The organism is Sorangium sp. So ce185 (assembly GCF_051526825.1).
Taxonomy (GTDB): Bacteria; Myxococcota_A; Polyangia; order Polyangiales; family Polyangiaceae; genus Sorangium; species Sorangium cellulosum_D.
In genome coordinates, this window is the sequence record NZ_CP150316.1 from 1,671,468 (window position 1) to 1,693,132 (window position 21,665).

The window sequence follows — 21,665 nt, forward strand, 5'->3', positions numbered from 1 at the left end:
TTCGTGGTCGACCGCGGCAGGAAGGCGCTACGGTTCGGGCGTGAGCGTACGATCGACCTCCGCCATGTCCCGGCGCGCCGCCGCGCTCCTGGCCCTCGTCCTCGGCCTGAGCGCGGGCGCCCTCGGCTGCAAATCGCGGGGCGCGCCGGACGACGCCGGCGTCCAGGGCCCGAGCCCCGTGCCTGCGCCGGCCGGGCTCATCGCCGAGGCGTTCCTGCCGACGCCCGACGCCACCTGGGCCAAGATGCGCGCCCTCATCGGCGGCTCGGCGGCGCTCCTCCCGGGCAGCGTCGGCGCCCTCGCCGCGTCGCTGCTCGGCCTGCCCATCGCCGTCGCGTCCGAGATCGACGGCAACGTCCCGGCGCTCGGCGTGGCCGTGGACGCCCCCGACCGGCCGCGCCCCCGGGCCGCGCTCGGCCTCCACGTGAAGGACGGCGCGCGCCTGATCGATCAGCTCACGCGGGGCGAGGGGGCGCGCTTCCGCGCGACGCCCGACGCGGCGACCTCGATCGCGCTGCTCGAGCCGCTGCAGGGGGCGAGCCCGGTGGCCCTCGGCGTCCTCGGCAACTACCTGCTCGTCGCGGAGACCCCGGGCGACCTGACCGCCCTGGGCCCCTACGTCGCGCGGACGATGCCGCAGGCGCAGGTGCCGAAGGAGGATCTCGCGATCGAGCTCCCGCGGCACGCGCTCGAGGGCCCGGTGCTCAGGGCGGCGCGGAGCGCCTGGGACAGGGCGCGCGGGCCGGACGGCGCGCCGGCCGCCACCGCGGTCCCGCTCGCCCCGATGGTCGAGGGCGCGCTCGCGGTGCTCGGCGATCTCGAGCGCGCGCGCCTCACGCTCACGCTGGACGAGAGCGCGCACCTGCGCGCCTCCGGGACGCCGAAGCCCGGGGGCGGCCCGGCGTCCAAGGCGTCGGCCGATCTCGCGGTCGGCGACGTGACGCCGCTGCTCGATCTGCCCGCCGACGCGCTCGTCGGGATCCTGGTCCGCGACCGGGCCGCGTCGCGCGCCGAGAACGTGCCCAAGCTCGTCGACGCCGTCTCGGGGCTCGTCGAGGGCGGCCTCCCCCCCGCCGAGCGGGAGCGGATCGGCGCCGCGATCCGCGCGGCGTCGGACGCGCGCGGCGAGTGGTTCGCCGGCGGCCTCCGCTTCGACGGCGCGGGCCCCACGGCGTTCGTGCGCGCCGCGGTGGCCGACCGGACCAAGCTCGAGGCCGCGATCCAGGACCTCGTCGGGACCGCCGAGCTCCCGCCGATCCAGGCGGCGCTCAAGCGGGAGGGGTTCCGGGTCTCCGCGGGCAAGGCCGAGGTCGCGCCGCAGGGCGGCGAGGTGCGGCGCGTGCGCATCGAGCAGACCGCCGCGGCCGGCCAGCCCGGCGGCGCGGGCGCGCCGCCGGCGCGGCCGGCGCGGAAGGGCGCGCCGGGCGCGGCGCCGCCGCCCGCGATCGAGCTGCACTACCTGATCCGCGACGACGGCCTCTTCGCGTCGGTCGGCAACGATCCGAGCGCGGGGCTCCGCAGCGCCGTCGCCGCGATCCAGGGGGAGAGCCTCGGCGACGTCCCGGCCATGAAGGCCGCGCTGGCCCCGCTCGGCGCGGACATCGCGTTCGCGCTGGTGCTCGAGCCGCTGCGGCTCGTCGCGAACCGCCTCGGCCAGCCGGGCGCGGGCGATCCGGCGCCCGTGGTGATCGCCGCCGGCGCCGCGCCGGCCGGCGCCGGCGCCCCCGCCGCGCTCTGGGCGCGCGCCGACGTCGCCGCCGCGGCGATCCGGGAGCTCGCGCGTTTCGGAGCCGCCTTTTGACGAGCGCGGCGCCCGCCGTGCGCGGGCTCGGCGCGCTGCTCCTCGCGCTCGCCGCGGGGTGCGCGGCGAAGGGCGGCGCGGACTGGGTCCAGGACGGCGCGAGCGATCCGCGGATCGCGCGCGGCGGCGGCGGCTGGCTCCACGCGCCGCCGCCGGGCGAAGGCGATCGCGCCCCGGGCGCCGGCGCCGTGGGCCGCGACGCCGCCGCGCCGGGCGAGGCGGCCGACGCGGCGCGCGCCGACCCGCGCGGCGCCGCGGGCGCGGCTCCCGCGGAGGACGAGCCCGCGATCCTCGTCCGCGAGCACGGCCGGCCCGCGCGCGCCGCACCGTCCCCGCGCGCGGCGCGCGCGGCCGCGGCGCCGGGGCTCGCGCCCGGGCTGTTCCGGAACACCTACTACGACTTCCCGACCGAGGGCGGCGGGCCGAAGGACGCGGTGCTCTACGACGCCGCGTGCGCGCCGCTCGCGAGCGTCCCGCGCGCGTTCCACGACCAGGTCTGCGTCCAGGGGAGCGGCCGGCTCGCGTCGGGCGACACGGTGAGCTTCGCGCGGCGCGGGTGCGCGTGCGCCGACGTCTGCCCGCGCACCGACCAGCAGGTCTGCTTCGAGCGGCTCGACCCGCGGCGCTTCCCGTACGGCCGCGGCGCGACCGGGCGCCCCATCACGCCGCTGCGCACGGTCGCGGTCGACTCGAGCGTCATTCCGCTCGGCACGGCCCTCTACGTGCCCGAGCTCGTCGGCCTGCCGCTCCCGGGCGGGGGCCGCCACGACGGCTGCTTCGTCGCCGAGGATCGCGGCATCAAGGTCGTCGGGCGGCAGATCGACGTCTTCACCGGCGATCCCGCGGTCACCGCCCGGCTCAACGCGCTCTTCCCGTCGAACCGCGGCGTGCGCCTCGTGCTCGATGACGCGCGATGTCGCGCGGTCGTCGCCGCGCCCGGGCCGTCCTGACCGGCGGTCCACCCCCGCGGAAGTGCGCGGAAATGCTCGGAAATGCGCGGAAACGCCGGCGAGCCGAGGAGGTCGAGCGACGTCGAGGGACGGCGCGCGACGGCCGTGAGGCGGGCCGCGCTCCCGGGTGAAATCCGGAACCTGGCGAGGGCGCGGAGGTGATACGATTTCCCGCCTTCCGGTGGCCGAATGACCTCACGTGGCGTCATCCCCGAGTCCGTCATCCCTCCTCCCTCGGAGGTCTCGGACGCCCCGGACGAGAAGCAGCGGGCGCGCGCCCGCGTCGGGATGACCCTCAAGAACAAGTGGCGGATCGACGCCCTCCTCGGCGTGGGCGGCATGGCGTCGGTGTACGCCGCCACCCACCGGAACGGCTCGCGCGCCGCGCTGAAGATCCTCCACGCCGAGTTCGCGCGGGACGTCGGCATCCGCGACCGCTTTTTGCGCGAGGGGTACGTCGCCAACAAGATCGATCACCCCGGCCGGGTCGCGATCCTCGACGACGACATCACCGAGCAGGACGAGCCGTTCCTCGTCATGGAGCTGCTCGACGGCGAGACCGTGCAGCAGCTCTGGAAGCGCAAGAGCCGGAAGCTCCCCGTCGCCGAGGCGCTCTGGATCGCCGGGGAGGTGCTCAAGACGCTGGAGAGCTTCCACGCCGAGGGCATCGTCCACCGCGACCTGAAGCCCGCGAACATCTTCATCACGAAGGACAACGTGGTGAAGCTGCTCGACTTCGGCGTGGCCAGGCTGCGCGGCGCGCCCGGCGACAAGACCAAGGCGGGCACGGCGCTCGGGACCCCGTCGTTCATGGCGCCGGAGCAGGCGATGGGGCTGACCGAGGGGGTCGACGGGCGGGCGGACCTCTTCTCGATCGGCGCGACCCTGTACGCCGTGCTCAGCGGGCAGCGCCTGCACCAGGGCCGCTCGGACAACGAGGCGTTCATCCTCGCCGCGACGACGCCGGCCCCGTCGCTCGCGCGGATCGCGCCCGAGCTGCCCGCCTCGGTCATCGGCCTCGTCGACAAGGCGCTCGCCTGGGATCGGCGCAACCGCTTCGACTCGGCCGCGCAGATGCGGCAGGAGGTGCTGCGCGTCCTCGAGGAGCTCGGCGCGGCCGTCCCGCGCCGCCCCGCGCCGCCGAGCACGGGGCGCCCCCCGCCGGACGAGTCCCCCACGGCCGTCGGGATGCGGCCGCCAGCGGAGCCCGCGCCCCAGGAAGAGCCGGGGGACGCGGAGCCGGACGACCCCGCGGTCACGCGCCTCACGGAGGTGTTCCGCCGCATGGAGCGGCTGCTCCCGGCGGTGCGTCACTACGGCTGGACCCACCCGGACGCCGACAACAAGCTCCGCGCGACCTTCCAGGCGATCGTGGAGGCGCTGCGCGCGGACGGGGGCCTCGTCCACTGGGCGCTCTCGCCGTACGCCTTCGAGCACCGCCGGCGGACCGTGTGGGAGCCGCAGCACCCGCTCGATCTCGTCCCGTACAACCTCTTCGCGGCCGGCGTGCGGCGCGTGCAGCTGCTCCCGGGCATCACCGAGGAAGAGCTGCGCGCCTTCTGCGAGGTGCTGCTGCTCGACCCGCTGCGCGACCTCGCCCCCGAGGACGACGTCGCGGCGGCCCTGTGGGAGCGCCGCCTCGAGCACGTGCGCTACGACGTCGTGAGCGTCTTCGCCGAGGGGGACGCCGCCGATCGCGAGCAGTTCTGGCACGAGGCCGACGACGTCGAGAGCATGGCCCGGCGCGCCGCCGAGGAGCGGGCGAACCGCGCCGAGGCGGCCGCGATGGTGATCGACACCGACGCGGCCGCGCTGCGGGCGGCGCGCCGCGCCGCGAGCGCGCTCGCGCTCGACCCGGTCGCGCAGCGCGCGCTCGGCACGCAGCTCGTGCTCAGCCCGGATCGCTGGAGCGAGCGCTTCGTCGAGATCGTGGCGGACGCCTTCCTGAACGCGAAGCGCTACCAGGACGTCGAGCTCGTCACCGAGCCGATGGCCGCCTCGGCGCGCGATCTCATCCTCGCGCGCCGCTTCGACGTGCTCTTCGGCATGCACGACGCGCTGGAGAAGGCGCTCGACGCGCTCGCGCCGAGGCAGCAGGGCGGCGCGCTCGCGACGGAGCTCGCCCGGGGCATGTTCCCGCCCGACACGATGCGGCTGCTCCTCCGCGAGGCGACGCGCGTCGTCGCGCCGGGCGCCCCCGGCGCCGCGGCGCCGCCCGCGCCCGTGGACCTCGATCTCGTCGCGCAGCGCCTCGCGCCCATCCTGCACAAGCTCGGCAGCGAGACCCTGCCGGTCGCCATGGAGGTCGTCGGGCACGTCGGCCACGAGCCCCTGCGCCGCGCGCTCCTCGGCCACCTCGAGCGCACGCTGCCCGGGCACGAGGAGGGGGTCGTCGACGCGCTCATGACCCTGGATCTCGACGTCGCCCGCCCGATCCTCAAGATGTTCGCCGCGTCGCGGACGCAGGGCGCCACCGGCGCGCTGAAGCGCCTCTCCGGGTGCGCGAACGCGGCGCTCCGCTGCGAGGCGATCGCCCACCTCGCGACGAGCCCCGAGCAGATCCGGGACGAGCTGCTCTCGCTCGCCGAGTCGGCGCCCCCGGAGGTGCGCGTCGCGGCGCTCCGCACGCTGGCGCACCACCAGGTCCGCGCGGCCGGCCCGCTGCTCGTCCGCCGCGTGCAGGACAGCTCGTTCCACCAGCTCACGCTCGACGAGCGGCGCGAGTTCCTCGGCGCGCTCTACACGCTGAACCCGGCGCGCGGCGAGTCGGTCGCCGTCGAGCTGCTCCAGCGGCACGGCCTGCTCGCGGACGACGCCGCGGAGCAGACCCGCTGCCTCTCGGCCGAGCTGCTCGGCCGAGAGGCGCGCTCCCAGGAGGCGCTCGACGCCGCGCTCGCGGCCTCGAAGCGGCGGCCCTGGAACAGCCAGGCGCTGCGCGACGCCGCGAGCGCCGCCGCCGAGGCGATCGCCGGCCGCCTCGGCAAGCGGATCTCGACGGTCGGAGATCTCCCGTGACGGCTCCCCAGGTCGACGTCATCAGCCAGAACGTGTCCGAGAACATCCGGCGCGAGCAGGCGCGCGATCTCGCCGCCAGCGTCGTGCAGGCGCTCTTCCGGCTGGTGAAGCTCTCGACGCTGCACGCCATCGACAACCAGGCCATGGTGCGGCAGGTCGAGGAGACGGTCTCGCTGGTCCAGGACTTCGGCCAGCGCTCCGGCCACAACGTCTCCATCCTGTTCACCCGCGGCTCGGTCTTCGTCTCCGGGCAGCTCCTCAAGGCGAACCGCGCCGTCTACGAGGGCGCGCTCGAGCTCGGCGACATCCTGGGCCGCTGCGGCTACTCCGAGATCGGCATCGCGAAGGACGTCCGCGCGAGCGACCTCTACGCGCTCGCCTCCGCGCTCGCGGAGGCCCTCCGGAGCGCGAGGCCGGCGCTCGCGGACCGCCCGGCGCCGCGCGTCCGCCTGCGCGCCGTGGACGAGGAGGTGCTCCGCCGCGAGGTGGCCGTCGATCGCGAGGGCGACGAGACGTCGGCGATCGTGCGGACCTACGCGACGGCGATCGTGATCCTCCGCCGGTTCTACGACGACCTGCGGCAGGGCCGCTACGCCCTGCGGCAGGGCGTCAAGCGCATCACGCAGCGCCTCGTCGATCTCTCCGCGAATGAGACGCCGGCGTTCCTCGGCGTCACCGCGCTCCGCAACCAGAACCACGACGACGCCGGGCGCGCGGTGAACACCGCGATCCTGAGCCTCGCCATGGCCCGGCAGATCACGGGCGACGTCGTGCTCCTGCAGCGGCTCTCGATGGCGGCGCTGCTCTTCGACATCGCGCGGCCGCGGCTCACCGGCGTCGCGCGGAGCGGCGGCGGCGGGCTCGTCCCGCAGCTGAGCGAGCAGCAGGACGCGGACGTCCCGGCCGGCACGGCGGTCGTGCTGACCGCGCTCGGCCTCGTCAACGAGCCCAGCGTCACGCGCACCGTGGTCGCCTACGAGGCGCACTGGGTGCGCCGCCAGGCCGCGCTCGGCCCGGTCTACCGCGGCCTCCGCCAGCCGACGCTGCAGGCGCGCATCCTCGCGACCGCCCGCGCCTTCAACGACCTCCTGACGCCCGCGCCGGGCGAGGCGCCGCTCTCCGCCGACGAGGCGATCGCCAAGCTCGAGCAGGAGGCGACCGATCCGGCGGACCGCGCGGTGCTGCGGCTGCTCGTCGGCGCGCTCGGCATCTTTCCGACCGGCACGCTCGTGGAGCTCTCGACCGGCGAGGTCGCGCTGGTGGTGCAGACGCCGGCGCACCCGGCCCGCTACTCGCAACCGCGCGTCCGGCTGGTCCTCGACGCCTCCGGCGGGCCGATCGGGCGCGCGCTCGAGGTCGATCTCGCCGAGCGGCCTCGCCAGGGCGAGCCGACGCGGCACATCCGCCGGATCGTCGCGACCAGCGACGACCCCGCCGCCGCGTCGATGCGCGCCCACGCGGCCGTCCAGGAGGCGCCGCAGGTGTCGCTGAGGACGCCGACGATCCCTGCAGAGCCGCCCGTCCGCTCGGCGCAGGCGCCGGCGTCGCCGCTCGCCAGCCTGCGCATGCCGCCGCCGCAGCCGATCACGCGGCCCTCGTCGCCGACGCTGCCGATGACCAGCTCGCCGGCGAGCCGGAGGACGCAGCCGCGGCCCGGCGACGCCGGCCGCGGGCCCGCCTCGCCGCCCGAGGCCGCGCCGCCGGCGCCGGTCGACGACGGCGGCGCGGAGGCCAGGATGCTCGCGGATCTGCCGCCGGCCCCGTCCGGCAGGCTCTCGCCCACGTTGCAGCCCGGGCGCACCACCGCGCGCTGGCCGGATCCACCGCAGCCGCAGGAGCCCGCCGCGCCGGCGGACCCGTACCCGCCCCCGAAGGGCGCTCACGGAGAGGAGTCGTGGTCGGTGCAGACAGACAGCGATCATCCGGACGAGGTCCCCGAGGAGAGCGCGCGGCCGGCCGCGCTGCGCGCCCGCGGCTGGGGAGAGCAGCCATCGCGGCGCGAGCGCGATCCGGTGTCGGAGCTGCCGCCCTCGGCGATGGCCGGCCCCATCGCCGTGCTGTCGCTGCCGGGCGAGCCGCCGACCGCGGAGGGCGCGCTCGCGCGCACGCCGCTCGTCCACCTGCTCGTGTACATGCTCGACCGGCGCCTCACCGGCACCGCGTGCTTCATCGACCCCCAGGGCGTCCGCCACGGCATCTTCTTCAGCGACGGCGTGCCGGCGAAGATCTGGACCGGGACGATCGTCGCCCCGCTCGATCGGGTGATCCTCGAGCTCGGCCTCCTCGACGAGGCGACCCTCCGGGAGACGCTCCGGGACATCACGAAGCGGCGGGTGCTGCACGGCCGGCTGCTCGTCTCCCGGGGCCTGCTCGACCGGGAGACGGTCTTCGGCGTGCTGCGCGAGCAGCTCGTGCGCAAGCTCGTCGCGCTCTACGATCTCCCGCCCGAGACGCGCTACGCCTACTACGACGGCCAGAACCTGCTGTCGTCCTACGGCGGCCCGGAGCTCATCGGGTGCGAGCCGCTCGCGGTGATCATGGCGGGCGTCCGGCTCCACGCCGACGATCCGCTGATCGACGCGACCCTCGACCGGATCCAGAGCCGGCAGCTCGGCCTCCACGTCGAGGCCGAGATGAAGCGGTTCCAGCTCCACCGCGACGAGGCGGCCGTCGTCGACCTCCTGCGCACGCGGCGCATGACGCTCGCCGAGCTCGTCGGGGCGGGCGTCGCGCAGGAGCGCGTCGTGCGGCTGACGATCTACGCGCTCGCGATCACGCGGCACCTCGATCTCGGCGCGCCGGGCCGGCGCCCCGTCGGGCTCGGCGCGCCCGCCGGCTCCGGCCGGGAGCGGTCCGCCAGCGCCGCCCCGGCCGACGCGGGCCAGGCCCAGCGCGAGCCGGCCGGCGCGGCGGCGCGGTCGCCGCGCCCCACCTCGGGCTCGACGGCGCCCGCGGCGCGCGCGGCGCGCGGCGAGGCCGACGGCCGCGCGTCGCCGCGGCAGCCCGACGATGCCCCGGCGCCGTCCAGCAGGCGGTCGGGGTCGCCGTTCGCCGAGCCGATCGCCCCGCGCCGGTCGACCGTGCCGCCCCCGTCCGGCGCGCCGGACGGCCGCGGCGCGCCGCTCCCGGGCCCGGCGGCGCCCTTCGATCCGCGCGCGGCCGGCGGCGAGCCGGGCGGCGCGCCCCGCGGCGCCGAGCCGAGGGTCCCGAAGCAGCCCCTCGCGCCGTCGTTCGCCGGGGCGCGCGCGCAGCCGCCGATGCAGCAGGCGCCCACCGTCAAGATGGCGGCCGTCGGCGCGGAGGGCAGGGCCGCGCGGGCGGGGCGGACCGAGGCGGCGTCGCCGCTCCCGCCCCCGCGCGCGCCGGAGCCCGCGAGGCCGCAGGCGGGCGCCGCGCCTGCCTCCGATCTCCCGCCGCCGCCGCGCGCCGCGCTGAGCCCCGAGCTGGCCGCGCGCCGCGCCGAGATCGAGGCGCGCGCCGCCGCGATCGACGGCGAGAGCTTCTTCCAGATGCTCGGCGTCGCGGACGACGTCCCCCCGGAGCGCGTGCAGAGCGCCTATTTCGCGCTCGCCAAGCAGTGGCACCCCGACCGGACGCCGCCGGAGCTCCAGGACGTCAAGCCGCTCGTCGCGCGCGTGTTCGCCCGCATCAGCGAGGCCTACCAGACGCTGAGCGACCCCAAGCGGCGCGCCGAGTACCTGCAGGGGCCGAAGGAGGCCGCGCCCCCCGCGGAGGACGAGGAGAAGATCGCCCGCGTCGTCGACGCCGCGCTCGAGTTCCAGAAGGCCGAGATCCTGCTCAAGAAGAACGACCTCGCCGGCGCCGAGATCCGCGCGCGCCGCGCGCTGAACGCCGACCCGGAGCAGCCGGAGTACATGACGCTGCTCGTCTGGATCCAGGCGCAGCGGCGCGGCGAGCCGCCCGCGCTCGCGGAGGGGGCCACGAGCGCGCACTACGACGACCTGATCCAGACGCTGGACGTCGTCCTGCGGAAGGAGCCCCGCTACGAGCGGGCGCTCTTCTACCGCGGCATGCTCCTCAAGCGCTCGGGCCGGATCGACCGCGCGATCCGCGATTTCCGCCTCGCGGCCGAGATCAACCCGAAGAACCTCGACGCGATCCGCGAGGTGCGCGTGCAGGAGATGCGCAGCCGCACGACCAACGACCCGACGCCCGCCGGCGGCCTCCTCGGCAAGTTCTGGAAGCGCTGACGCGCGTCAGCGCGCCGCCGCCGGCGCGGCGCCGAGCGACCGCAGCGCGCGGCAGATCGTCTCGTCGCGGCAGGGCCCCACCCGCCCCGCGTGCGCCGGCCAGGGCACCTCGCGCACGCGGTGCAGATCGCGCACGTCGGGGCCGCGCCACGGGCCGAGCGCCCGGTCCACGCGCGCCTCCCGCTCGTTCGTCGCCGGCAGCGAGAGCTGCACCTGCGGCACGATGCCGACCTTCTGCACCGGCGCGCCGTCCGGCAGCGCGTAGAGCAGCGTGGTGAGGCGCAGGACGCCGACGTGGGCGTCGTCGTCGAGGTACTCCTGGGCGCACCCCTTGCCGTAGGTGCGATCGCCGATGACCACGCCGCGCCGGTAGCTGCCGAGCGCGCCGGCGATCATCTCGGCCGCGCTCGCCGAGTCGCCGTCGACGAGCACCGCGAGCGGCCCGCTCCACCCGCGCTCCGTGGGCACGTCGGGCGAGCGCTCCACCTCGACGCCGCCGTCGCGGCGCCGCATCGGGAACAGCGGCACGCCCGGCAGGAACAGCCCCAGCGCGGCGATCGCCCCGTCGGTCGAGCCGCCGCCGTTCGCGCGCACGTCGAGCATCACGCCCCGCGTGTCGCCCTGCGCGCGCGCGCGGTGGAGCGCCGCCGCGACCCGGTCCCCGAGGTCGTCGGGGACGTCGGGGATGCTGATCACCGCGACCTTGCCGTCGCCGAACCGCACCAGATCGAGCGGCAGCTCCGCCGGCGCGGCCTCCGCGGGCTGCGGCCCGATCGGGTGCGGCGCCACGCTCAGCTCGAGCGGCGCCGCGGCGCCGCGCCGGAGCAGCGCCACGCGCGCGGTCGTCCCGGGGCGCACGTCGGCGAGGACGGCGAGCTGCTCGGCCTGCTCGACGCTCATCCCGGAGATCGGAAGATCCTGGATCCGGATCACCACGTCGCCGTCCGCGAGCGGCGCGAGCGCGCCGCGATCGATGCGCACCCCGATCGCGGTGCGCGTCATCTCCTGCCAGAGCCGGGCCGGCGGGTGCGCCTCGAGATCGAGGTCGTAGATGGAGACCTCCTCCTCGAGCGGCGCCCAGGCGCCGTGGGCGTCCAGCTGGGGCACGTAGGCGCGCACCGCGGCCGCGATCACCGTGCGCGCCCAGCCCTCGTCGCTCATCGAGGGCGCCGCGCGCTCGCGCACGGCGTCGGCGTAGCGGGCGAGCGGCTCCCCGAAGTGCGCGCGCAGCGCGCCGACCTCCCGGCCGAGCTCGCGCGCGAGATCCCGGGCGCTCCGCGTCACCTCGCCGTCCTCGAACGGCGCCGCGGAGATCAGCGCCCACGCCTCGGCGGCCGTCGCGGGCGGGCGGGCCAGCCCGCGGCGGTAGCCCTCGTCGAAGACCCCGTCGAGCTCGCGCGACCACCGGGACAGCTCCTGGCCCACGCGCAGCGCCGCCGAGCACGGCCCGCTGCCCACGGGCGCCTGCAGATCGGCGAGGAGCGCGGCGGCCTCCCGCCGCAGCGACGCCCCCACGGGCGCGTCGGGCGCGACCGACCACAGCCCGTGCGGATCGAGCCAGTCGGACGTCGCCTCGGCAAACTTTGCGGGATCGATGCGGAGCGGCGGGGCGGCCAGCGTGGTGCGGGCCTGGGCGACGATGGCGCGCGCCTGCTCGCAGCCGAGCGAGGTCGGCGCCCCGGTGGGCACGGCGATGCCGCGGTCGAGGGCGTTCGGGTCGCAGCCGACGCCGTCGATCTCCTCGTCGTCCGGCGCGAGGGCGTGGAGCAGGGGCCGCGAGAGCCCGCGCCGCGCCTTCGCCGCGGGCGTCTCCGCCTCGCGCGAGAGCAAGGCGAGCGTCGCCAGGCAGGCGGCGATGCACGCGACGGAGCTCGCGACGCGTGTCCTCACTGCTCTCCGGATATCACGACGCGGGCCGCGCGGGCAGGGGCGACCGCGGTCATCGGCGCGCGGGCCGCGCGGGCAGGGGCGACCGCGGTCATCGGCGCGCGCGTCGCGGGGGCAGGGGCGACCGCGGTCATCGGTGCGCGCGTCGCGGGGGCAGGGGCGACCGCGGTCATCGGCGCGCGCGACGCGCGGACGGCCCTGCGGGCGCTGCCCACGCCCTCCGCGCGGGCGGCCCGGTCCGCGCCCGAAACCTGGACGCAACATCCCGTTCTCATTCGCCGCTCGCGCGCCCTGGATCTGCGCTCAGCGCCGCGCATCCGTGCTCCTCCGCTTTCCCGCAAAGCTTTCGCGTCCCTCCGGGGATCCGAACACGTTGCGCATTCCAGCGCAAAAAAAGGCGATTTCGTAGGGTTTATCCCGGCATCGCGCCTGCATCTGGCCTGGTGCCGCCCACCGGGTTCGCACGGGTCTCTCGACCCACGTCCTCCTTGATCGGCGCGCGGCGGAGAGCAAAGAGACCATGAGCACCACCTGGGATCGTGCGGCATTCTCGGCTTATCGTACAGAGCTCGCGAACTACGCCACCCTGAGCCCGGAGGCCGAGCGGGAGCTCGCGCTCCGCTGGCGCGCTGGTGACCGGGACGCGGGCCGGCGCCTCATCGAGGCGTGCCTGCCGTTCGTCATGACGATCGCGCTCGAGTACCGCCGGTGGGGGCTCCCGATGGAGGACATCGTCCAGGAGGGGAACATCGGCCTCCTGAAGGCGGCGGAGCGCTTCGATCCGGACCGCGGCTGCCGCCTGGCGACCTACGCGGCCTACTGGATCCGGGCGGAGATCCGCGAGCACGTGGCGCGGGGGTACCGGATCGTGCGCCTCGGCTCGTCGAAGAGCGAGCGCCGCGCGCTGCGCATCTACCGCAAGACGCACGAGAAGGACCCGGCGGTGCTGGCGGAGCTGAGCGGCCTGTCGGAGGAGCGGGCGGCCGAGCTCTTGCCGCTGCTCATGGCGCGCGACGTGAGCCTGGAGCGCTCTCCGAGCGACGACGGCGTGGCCCCGATGGAGCGGCTCGCGTCGAGCTCGCACACGCCCGAGGAGGAGGCCTGCGCCGCCGACGAGCGCGAGCAGCTCTCGCGCGCGCTGCAGAAGGTCGTGAGCGAGCTGTCGCCCCGCGAGCGCCGCATCATGAGCCAGCGCTGGCTGACCGACAGCCCCGTGACGCTCGAGCAGCTCGGCGCCGACTTCGGCGTCAGCAAGGAGCGCGTGCGGCAGATCGAGGAGCGCGCGAAGAAGCGGATGCGCGCGCGCATCGAGGAGATCACCCGCGAGCCGATGGCCAAGAGCGCGTGATCCGGAGAGAGCGCGCTCGGGGTGGGCGGCGAGCGACGCCGCCTCCTCCAGAGCGCCGAGCGGCGCCCGCCCCACGGCCGGCGGGGCGGCGCGCTAGATCTCGATGACGGTGCCTTCGCGCGCGGCGATGGTGTTCGGGAAGAGCTCGCGGGCGCGCATTTCCTTCTCGCGCACCATCGCGTCGGTCTGGTTGGGGTCGTGGTGGTGCAGGACGAGCTGCTTGGCGCCCGCCGCCTTCGCGAGCTCGCAGCCCGCGACGAACGTGGCGTGACCCCAGCCCGTCTTCGGGCCGCCGCCCACCTCGCCCGCGTACTCCTCGGGCGTGTACATCGCGTCGAAGATCAACACGTCGGCGCCCATCGCGAGCTTCTTCAGCTTCGGATCCACGATGGCGTAGTGCTCGGAGTCGGTGATGTACACGACGACCTTCCCCTCGTGCTCGACGCGGTACGCGTAGACGCCGTTCGGGTGGTTGCCGCGCGCGTTGGTCACGCGCACGTCGTCGTTCGGGCCGATCGTGACCACCTCGCCCTCGTAGAGATCGCGGAACGTCATCGCCGCGCCCATCTCCGTGAGGTGCACCGGGAAGCTCGGGTAGTCCATCTGCCCGGCGAGCGTCTCCTCGAGCGTCCGCGAGACGTTGAGGCCGCCGTAGAGATGGATCTTGTTCCCGCGCACGAACGCGGGCGTGAAGAACGGGAAGCCCTGGATGTGATCCCAGTGCACGTGACTGAAGAACATCCAGGCTTCGAAGGGCATCTCCTTGACCAGCTCCTGGCCGAGGAGACGGAGCCCCGTCCCGCCATCGAGGATGACCAGCGTCTCGCCGGCACGAATCTCGTAGCAGCTCGTGTTGCCGCCGACTTCGACCGTGCCTGCACCGGGCGTGGGGATGCTTCCGCGAACCCCCCACATCTTGATCCGCATCCTGCCTCGCTCGCTGAACCCCGCCCGTTTCAAGGTAGAGCTATTAGATTCCGAGCGCGGGCAGCGTCAAGCCGGCAGGTGCACCGGGAGCAAGGAAGGTCGCAGACGTGGAGACCTGGCCGGGGGAGCAGGGGCACGGCGCCAATGTAGTTGCAGGGTAGGCGGCAGCCCAGCGACAGGCCGCAAAAGCGCCAGGAAGCCGGCCACGTCTCGGCATGGAGCCCGCGGCGCGGGGGCTCGCAGGCGGGGCGGGGGAGGCCGCGGCGGCGGCGGCGCCGGGGGAGGCGGCGGCGCGGGCGGCGGGGCGGGAGGCCGCGGCGGCGTCCTGGCGGCCGGAGGGCAGGGCACGCCCCGCGCAGCAGACGCGCGACGGCCACGGCCGATGGGCTATGGTCGGGCGCATGCCGCTCCACGCGGACGCCATCGTCGTCCTCGGCTGCAGGATGCTCCCGTCCGGGCGCCCGGCGGCCCCCGGCGCGCGCCGCGCGGCGCGCGCGGCCCAGGCCTACCGCGACGGCGTCGCGCCGTGGGTGATCGCCAGCGGCGGGCGGCGCTGGGGCGCGCAGATCGAGGCGCGCGTGCTCTCCGCCGAGCTGCTGCGCGCCGGCGTCCCGGCCCGCGCCATCCTGCAGGACCTCTGGTCGCTGACGACGCACGAGAACGCGATCTTCAGCGCGGCCCTCCTGCGCCGCATGGGCGCGCGGCGCGCGGCGATCGTCACCTGCCCCTGGCACATGGCGAGGGCTCTCCAGAACTTCCGCGAGGTCGGGATCGACGCCTGCGCGCTGCCATCGCCGCACGTGCGCGCTCCGATGGTTGCGCGCGCGTGGCTGCGCGGTCACGAGGTGGTCTCGATGTGGCTCGACGCGCGCGCGATGCGCCGCCGGCAGATCCTCTGCGAGAGCGCCGACTGGCTGCTCGACGGCGCGCGCCGGGGTGAGACGTGATCATGCCGAGAAGGCGCCCCTCCCCGCTCCTCGCTCTGCTCCTCTCGCTCGCCGCCTGCACCGAGCAGCCCGCGCCCGGCCCCGCGCCGGACGCGGGGAGCTCCGCGGCGGCGCCGGCCCCGAGCGCCAGCGCGAAGGCGCGGCTCGACGCCCTCCTCGCCGCGGAGCAGCGCCGCGCCGCCCTGGAGGTGAGCGCCGCCGATCAGCAGAGCCGGGACGTCGACGTGCGGCGCGCCGCCGCGCGGGCGCTCGCGCGCATCGGCGGCGACGCGGCGCGGCCCGGGCTCGCGCGCGCGCTCGCCGACGAGGACGACGAGGTGGTCGCGTGGGCCGCCTACGGCCTCGGGTTCTCGTGCAAGGGCCACGAGGCGGAGACGGTCTCCGCGCTCGTCGCGCGCGCGCTCGCCCGCGACGCCCGCCCGGCTCAGGCGGCCGCGCCGGGCGCCGCCGCGTCCGCGAACGGCGCCGTGTCCGCGAGCGCCGGCGCGTCCGCGAGCGCCGGCGCGTCCGCGAGCGCCGGCGCGTCCGCGAGCGCCGCCGCGTCCGCGAGCGCCGCCGCGTCCGCGGGAGCGCCGCGGCTCGACGCGGGCGGCGCGCTCGCCCGGGCCATCGGGCGGTGCGGCGCCGAGGCGTCGGAGCCGACGCTCGTCGCGTGGCTCGAGGGGCCGCGCGAGCGCGCGATCCACGCGGCGTACGCGCTCGGGGATCTCGCCGCGATCAAGCTCAAGCTGCGCGAGGAGACGCTCGTCGCGCTGCTCAACCTCGCCGCGGGCAGCGCGGCCAGCCCGCCGGTCCCGGAGGCGCTCTACCCGATCGGGCGGCTCGAGCACGTCCCGCTCACGGTCATCCCCCGCATCCGCGACGTCGCCGCCGCGCGGCTCGCGGAGGCGGGCGACGCGCGGCTCTTCGCGGTGCGCGCGCTGGGTCGGGCAGGGGAGGCGGCCGCCCCCGAGCTCGCGCGCGTGCTCGGCACGAAGGGCGTGTTCGCCCCGAGCGAGCGCGCCGAGGCCGCGCGCGCGCTCAAGCGGCTCGGCGCGCCCGGCCAGCGCGCCCTCGCCGACGCGCTCCCCGCGCTCGTCCCGAGCGCGGATCCCATCGCGCTCACCGGCCTCGTGGGCGAGGACCTCGGCGTGCTGCTCACCGCCCTCGACGCGCTCGGATCCGCGGGCGCCGCGCGCAAGCCGCTCCGCGAGCTCGCCGCCCTGCCGCCGCCGCCGAGCGCGCCCGCGGCGATCCTCCGCCGCCTCGCGTGGCTCCGCTGCGGCGCGGCCAAGCTCCTCGCCGGCGCGAACCACCGCGATCCGCTGCTCCTCGGCTGCGACGTCACGGTGCCGCCGGATCCGGGGAGCAAGCCGGACGCCGCCGCGCCGGTGCGCGGCTCGATCGGCGCCCGGGCGGTCGTCGAGGTGATCGGCCGCGAGGCGATCACGGGCGCGCGGCTCGCCGCGTACCGCGCCTACGCCGGGTCGGGCGATCTGCGCGCGCGGGAGGCTGCGATCGACCTCATCGCCTCGCACGAGGAGATCGACGGCGCGCCCGACCTGCTCGCGAAGGCGCTCGCCGCGGAGGAGCCGGGCCTCGTCGCCGCCGCGGCGGACGTCATCGCGCGGCAGCCCCAGCGCGCGTCGGAGGCGCCGGCGCAGGGGAAGCGGAAGCGCAAGCGGCGGCTCGACGACAAGGGCGCGCCCGCCGCGGTCACGTCGCCCGCGATCGAGGGCGCGCTGCTCTCGCTCCTCGACCGCCCCGGCGTGCGCGACGATCCGGAGCTGATCGGCGCGGTCATCGACGCGGCGGGGGCGCTCTCGCTCAAGCAGGCCGAGGCGCGGCTCGAGGAGCTCTGCCGCTCGAGCTACCCCACGACGCGGGCGCGCGCGGGGACGGCGCTCGGCGTGCTCCGCGGCCGCAAGATCGCGTGCGACGCCGGGCCGCCGGGCGACGCCGGTCGGCCGGCCGCCGCGCCGCCGGCCGGCGAGCTGCCGGCGGAGGCCGCCGCGCTCGCGCGCGCGCCGGCGGCGCTGACCTTCGACACGGACGCCGGCGAGCTCACGATGACGCTCGACCCCGCGCTCGCGCCCGTCGCGGTGACCCGCTTCGTGGATCTCGCGCGCTCCGGTTATTACGACGGCAAGATCGTCCACCGCGTGGTGCCGGGCTTCGTCACCCAGTTCGGCGCTCCGTTCGGCGACGGCGCCGGAGGGCCGCCCGGCAGGCCGGCGCTCCGCTGCGAGACGTCGCCGGTCCCGTTCGAGCCGCTGCGCGTCGGCGTGGCCCTCGCCGGCCGCGACACCGGATCGAGCCAGCTCTTCGTCATGCACGCGCGCGCGCCGCACCTCGACGGCCAGTACGCGGCGGTCGGCGTCGCCGCCGGGCCGTGGGCTGCGCTCGTGGACGGGGACGCCATCCGGAGCGTGAAGGTGCGCGACTGATCGCGCGCGGCGCGCGTCACCGCTCGCGACGCGCATCACCGCGCGCGCCGCTCGCGACGCGCGACGCGCGAGCAACGCAAACGCAAACCGCTGGGGCTCGGCGGCGTCCCTCCATGTCGATTGACAAGCGCCCCCGACCGGCGCTTTACAGTGTAGCGTGGTCATCGCCTCCTTCCTGGCCGTCGCGGTGCTCGTGTACACGTACTTCGGGTACCCGATCGTTATCGGCATCCTGGCGCGCCTCTGGCCCGCGCAGCGGAAGGACGACCCGAGCTACGTCCCCACGGTGACGGCGTGCATCCCCGTCTACAACGCGGCGTCGTATCTGCCGGCGAAGGTCGAGAGCCTCTTCGCGCTCGACTATCCCAGGGACAAGCTCGAGGTCCTGCTCTACTCGGACGGGTCGACCGACGACACGGTACGCGTGGCCCAGCAGCTCTCGGAGCGCGACCCCCGGGTGAAGGTGATCGTCAGCGAGGCGCGGCGCGGCAAGCCGATCGGCGTGAACACGATGCTCGGGGTCGCGACGGGCGAGGTGCTGCTCATGACGGACGTCCGCCAGCCGCTCGTGCCCGGGGCGCTGCGCGCGCTCGTGCGGCTCCTGGCCGATCCCGGCGCGGGCTGCGTCTCCGGCAACCTGGTGCTGAAAGGCTCGGCGGGCTCGGGGGCGTACTGGCGTTACGAGAACTGGATCCGCCTCCAGGAGGGGCGGTTCAGGAGCATGGTCGGGGTGACCGGCCCCATCTACGCCATCCGCCGCGCCGACATGAGCCAGCTCCCGGAGGGCGTCATCCTCGACGATATGTGGGTGCCGATGCGGCTCCGGCTCGAGGGCCGCTCGATCCTCTTCGCAGAGGACGCGATCGCGTACGACGACGCCTTCGGCGACGAGCGCGAGTTCGGCCGCAAGGTGCGCACGCTGGCGGGCAACTACCAGCTCTTCTCGCTGCTCCCGGCGCTGCTCGTCCCGTTCCGGAACCCGTCCTGGTTCGAGATCTTCTCTCACAAGCTGCTTCGCCTCGTGTGCCCCTGGGCGCTCGTCGCGCTGCTGCTCACGTCGACGGTCGCCTGGGTCGGCGCCGAGGCGAGCGGCGACGCGTCGTGGACGCTCTACGCGGCGCGCGCGCTGTTCGGCGGCCAGGCGGCGTTCTACCTGCTCGCGGCGCTCGGGGGCGCCGCGGGCAAGCTCGGCGCGCTCGCGCGCACGTTCGTGGTGCTCAACGCGGCGGCCGTGGTCGGCCTCTGGCGCTTCGTCCGCGGCTCGCAGAAGGTCACCTGGTAGCGCGGGGGCGCAGCCGTCATCGCCGCAGCCGAGGCCCGCGCGCTCGCGGGCCGCTCGCGGCGATCGCGCGGGCTACGGCTCGAGCAGGCCCACGAGCTCGTGGGCGGCGCGGTGCGATCGCAGGAGGGCGAGCGACGACGGGAGCAGCCGCCCCAGCCCCTCGTGCGGCGGCGCCTGGAACCTGACCGGCGCGGGGAGGACGTCGAGGCCCGCGCGCTCGAACATGCGGAGCGAGCGCGGCATGTGGAGCGCGCTCGTCACGAGCACCACGGCGTCGGGCGAGAGGCTGCGCGCGATCCGGGCGGAGTGGAGCGCGTTCTCCCGGGTGTCGCGCGACTCGGTCTCGAGGATGATCTTCTTCCTCGGCACGCCCAGCTCGACGAGCAGGTCGGCCATGGCGCCGGCGAGCTCGGTGGGCGCGCGCCGGAGGTCCCGCCCCGAGACGATGACGTGGCCGAAGCCGTAGGTGCGGTAGACCCGCGCGGCGCCGAGGCCGCGCTCGATGCCGTCCGCCGTCTGCCGTTCCAGGGCGGGCGTGCCGAACTCGTCGGCGTCGATCCCGGCGGTGAGGACGATCAGGACCCGCCGCTCGGGCGAGCTCTGGGCGAGCTCCGGCCGCAGGTCCCTCGGCGCCGTGCTCATCCGGCGCGAGATCGCGGTGGAGACCTCGGGCATCGAGAGGAGCCACAGCGCGAGCCAGGCGCTCCACGCGAGCGCCCGCCCGACCTTCGACCAGCGCGCGCGGTACGGAAAGCCGCCGCCGGAGAGCGCGAGGCCGATGCCCCCGACGACGAGGAGCACGAGGAGCGGATCGACGAGGCGGGAGATGGACAAGGCGAGGCTCGCCGAGGAGGCGCTCGGCGCTTTATCTATGCTGTCGTCGGGGGGTGAGGCGAGCGAAAAGGGCGCGCCGCGAAGGTGGGGGACGGGCGCGCGCGACGCGCCCGCCCCGGCGCTGCTGCTCGCGACGGACGGCGCTCAGCGCCGCCGGTGCGCGCGCCGCCGCCGGGCTGCGGCGGAGGCGAGGGCGAGCCCGGCGAGGCCCGCGGGGAGCCACCCGCCGTGGCCGCTCTCGGGTGTCCGGCAGCCGCACCCGCCCGCCTCGCGGGCGCCGTCCGGGCCGCTGCCGGTCGAGCTGTCGCCGCCGCCGCCGCTGGCGTCCCCGCCGCCGCTCGCGTCGCCGCCGCCGGTGTTGTCGGGCGCCTCCCCCAGATCGATCGACGCGTCGGCGCTCGCGACGAGGATCGGCGGCGCCTCGCCGGTCTCCTCGTAGATGGCGTGGAGCCGCTCTCCCAGGTCGTCCGTGACGTTCTCGGAGCGCAGGAAGTCGATGTACTCCTTCGTCATCGACTGGTAGTAGACGCGCGCCGAGAGCGTCTGGGCGCCGAAGGCGCCGGCGGGGACGGTGAGCGTGAAGCGCGCCTCGTCGTAGTTGCGGTATCCGCCGTTCCCGTCGCCGAAGTCGATCTCCGGCGTCGGCTGGGTCTTCTGCGACGGCACGAAGCCCTTCGGCGGGATGCGGGTGTCGGAGATGATCATGTCGTGGAGCGCGAGGTGCTCCTCTTTCTCCCCCGCGCCCGCGTCGCCGTCCCAGCGCCCGTGCACGGCCCGGTACTCGTGGGTGGGCGGCTCGTGCTGGATCTCGCCGGTGTCCGCGTCGTAGCCGCCGAGCAGCGGCCGCTCGACGCCGTCCTCGCCGACGAGGAACACGGCGATCCAGGCGCGCCGGCTCTCGGCGTAGCCGGTCGGGAACTTGTGGCCGGTGAGGTTCTCGACGCGGACGGCGACGGTGATCTCGTCGCCGGGCCTCGCTTCCCCGGGGGCCTCGATGAGCGCGACCGAGGCGGCCGACGCGAGGCTCTCGAGGGTGCGGTCGAGCGCGAGCTGGAAGGAGGCTTCGCGCTCCGCGACGTACTCCTTCTCGGCCGCCATGACCGCCTGGATGCCCCAGTGGTTGCCGCCGACGAGGACGTGGTCGCGCGGATCGGTGCGGAGCGGGCCGAGATCGGCCACGGCCAGCTCCCCGGTCTTCCTCTTCATGTGGCAGTCGACGCAGCTCCGAGGGTCCGCGCCGCCGTCGCGGAAGTCGCTGGAGGCCCACTCCTCGAAGGTCGTATCGAGCGGAAACTCGATCGTGGTCTCGGTGCCGTCCGCGTTCCTGAGCATGACCTCCGGGTTCGTGACCTGGTGGCATTGCCCGCAGAACTGCGAGCTGGCGAGCATGGGGTCCCGCTCGCCGACGTGGGAGTTCGACTCCACGTTCTCGTAGGGCCCGTACATCACGGGCGTGCTGGTGAACCCGGCGGCCTCCGGCGTGGTGTCGAACACGAGCTGCGCGTTGCCGAGGTGGTACGACGGCTTATCGTCCTCGCCGAGGGTCGGCTTCGCGCGGTGGCACACGTTGCAGCTGACGCCCTGGCCATCGACGATCTTCCCGTCGGACGCGGCGTTCGGGTCGAGCCCGGAGCCGTCCGGCGGCGTCGCCCTCCCGTTCACGAAGCCGACCGGAGTGTGGCAGCGCAAGCAGAACGTGCCGATCCCCGGCACGTCCTGGTTGGCGATCGTGAGCGCCGCCTTGAAGACCGGATCGCGCCACGCGTTGGCCATCATGGTGCCTGCCCACGTGTCCGTGGGCATGTAATCCAGCGGGTCCTGGCCTTCCGCGCGGTGGCATCCAGCGCAGCGCTCGGCGGTGCCGAGGTTGTTCGGCTGCGGCATCGCGCCCGCCTTGGTCCCCTGGAGATCATCGATTCCGGCTGCTGCTCCGCCGCTCAGCAACCCGAGCGCGAGCACCCAACCAACCCCCAACATCGACTTCTTCTGCATAGCGCGGATCCAGATCTGGCAAGCTGCTCTTCGGACAGCGTGAAC

At 75.8% G+C, this 21,665-nt stretch carries 12 protein-coding genes; 8 read left to right on the forward strand and 4 right to left on the reverse strand.

Features of this window, described 5'->3' with window-relative positions:
* The first annotated feature begins 64 nt into the window (after window positions 1–64).
* From WMF26_RS06145 to WMF26_RS06160, 4 genes are all read left to right on the forward strand, one after another.
* Entirely contained in the window at window positions 65–1,801 is a 1,737-nt protein-coding gene (locus WMF26_RS06145) for a hypothetical protein (protein WP_437999545.1), read from the forward strand.
* Window positions 1,798–2,751 (forward strand): 3D domain-containing protein, encoded by a 954-nt coding sequence (locus WMF26_RS06150; protein ID WP_437999546.1) that lies wholly within the window; start codon window positions 1,798–1,800, stop codon window positions 2,749–2,751. The genes WMF26_RS06145 and WMF26_RS06150 overlap by 4 nt, the downstream gene beginning before the upstream one ends.
* A gap of 189 nt (window positions 2,752–2,940) precedes the next feature.
* Entirely contained in the window at window positions 2,941–5,766 is a 2,826-nt protein-coding gene (locus WMF26_RS06155; protein WP_437999547.1) for a protein kinase domain-containing protein, read from the forward strand.
* Window positions 5,763–9,977, forward strand: coding sequence for a DnaJ domain-containing protein (locus WMF26_RS06160; protein ID WP_437999548.1), 4,215 nt, complete (start codon window positions 5,763–5,765; stop codon window positions 9,975–9,977). The genes WMF26_RS06155 and WMF26_RS06160 overlap by 4 nt, the downstream gene beginning before the upstream one ends.
* A gap of 6 nt (window positions 9,978–9,983) precedes the next feature.
* Here WMF26_RS06160 and WMF26_RS06165 read toward each other — a convergent pair whose 3' ends face one another.
* On the reverse strand, window positions 9,984–11,867 hold the full coding sequence (locus tag WMF26_RS06165) for a S41 family peptidase (protein ID WP_437999549.1): 1,884 nt from the start codon (window positions 11,865–11,867) through the stop codon (window positions 9,984–9,986).
* 517 nt (window positions 11,868–12,384) lie between these two features.
* On the opposite strand from WMF26_RS06165, the gene WMF26_RS06170 reads away from it, so the two are divergent.
* On the forward strand, window positions 12,385–13,212 hold the full coding sequence (locus tag WMF26_RS06170; protein ID WP_061621450.1) for a sigma-70 family RNA polymerase sigma factor: 828 nt from the start codon (window positions 12,385–12,387) through the stop codon (window positions 13,210–13,212).
* A gap of 93 nt (window positions 13,213–13,305) precedes the next feature.
* Here the strand turns inward: WMF26_RS06170 and WMF26_RS06175 are convergent, their stop codons facing one another.
* Complete coding sequence (locus tag WMF26_RS06175; protein ID WP_236644465.1) at window positions 13,306–14,127, reverse strand: MBL fold metallo-hydrolase; 822 nt, start codon at window positions 14,125–14,127, stop codon at window positions 13,306–13,308.
* 227 nt (window positions 14,128–14,354) lie between these two features.
* On the opposite strand from WMF26_RS06175, the gene WMF26_RS06180 reads away from it, so the two are divergent.
* From WMF26_RS06180 to WMF26_RS06190, 3 genes are all read left to right on the forward strand, one after another.
* Window positions 14,355–15,086 (forward strand): YdcF family protein, encoded by a 732-nt coding sequence (locus tag WMF26_RS06180; RefSeq protein ID WP_437999550.1) that lies wholly within the window; start codon window positions 14,355–14,357, stop codon window positions 15,084–15,086.
* 2 nt (window positions 15,087–15,088) lie between these two features.
* The gene (locus tag WMF26_RS06185; protein WP_437999551.1) at window positions 15,089–17,512 is read left to right on the forward strand and encodes a peptidylprolyl isomerase; all 2,424 of its coding nucleotides are present in this window, start codon (window positions 15,089–15,091) and stop codon (window positions 17,510–17,512) included.
* A gap of 157 nt (window positions 17,513–17,669) precedes the next feature.
* Entirely contained in the window at window positions 17,670–18,794 is a 1,125-nt protein-coding gene (locus tag WMF26_RS06190) for a glycosyltransferase family 2 protein (RefSeq protein ID WP_437999552.1), read from the forward strand.
* Between the two features lie 72 nt (window positions 18,795–18,866).
* On the opposite strand, the gene WMF26_RS06195 is transcribed toward WMF26_RS06190, so the two are convergent.
* Both WMF26_RS06195 and WMF26_RS06200 read right to left on the reverse strand, forming a co-directional pair.
* Entirely contained in the window at window positions 18,867–19,628 is a 762-nt protein-coding gene (locus WMF26_RS06195; RefSeq protein WP_437999553.1) for a YdcF family protein, read from the reverse strand.
* A 144-nt stretch (window positions 19,629–19,772) separates the two neighbouring features.
* Window positions 19,773–21,605 (reverse strand): MYXO-CTERM sorting domain-containing protein, encoded by a 1,833-nt coding sequence (locus tag WMF26_RS06200; RefSeq protein WP_437999554.1) that lies wholly within the window; start codon window positions 21,603–21,605, stop codon window positions 19,773–19,775.
* Window positions 21,606–21,665: the final 60 nt, after the last annotated feature.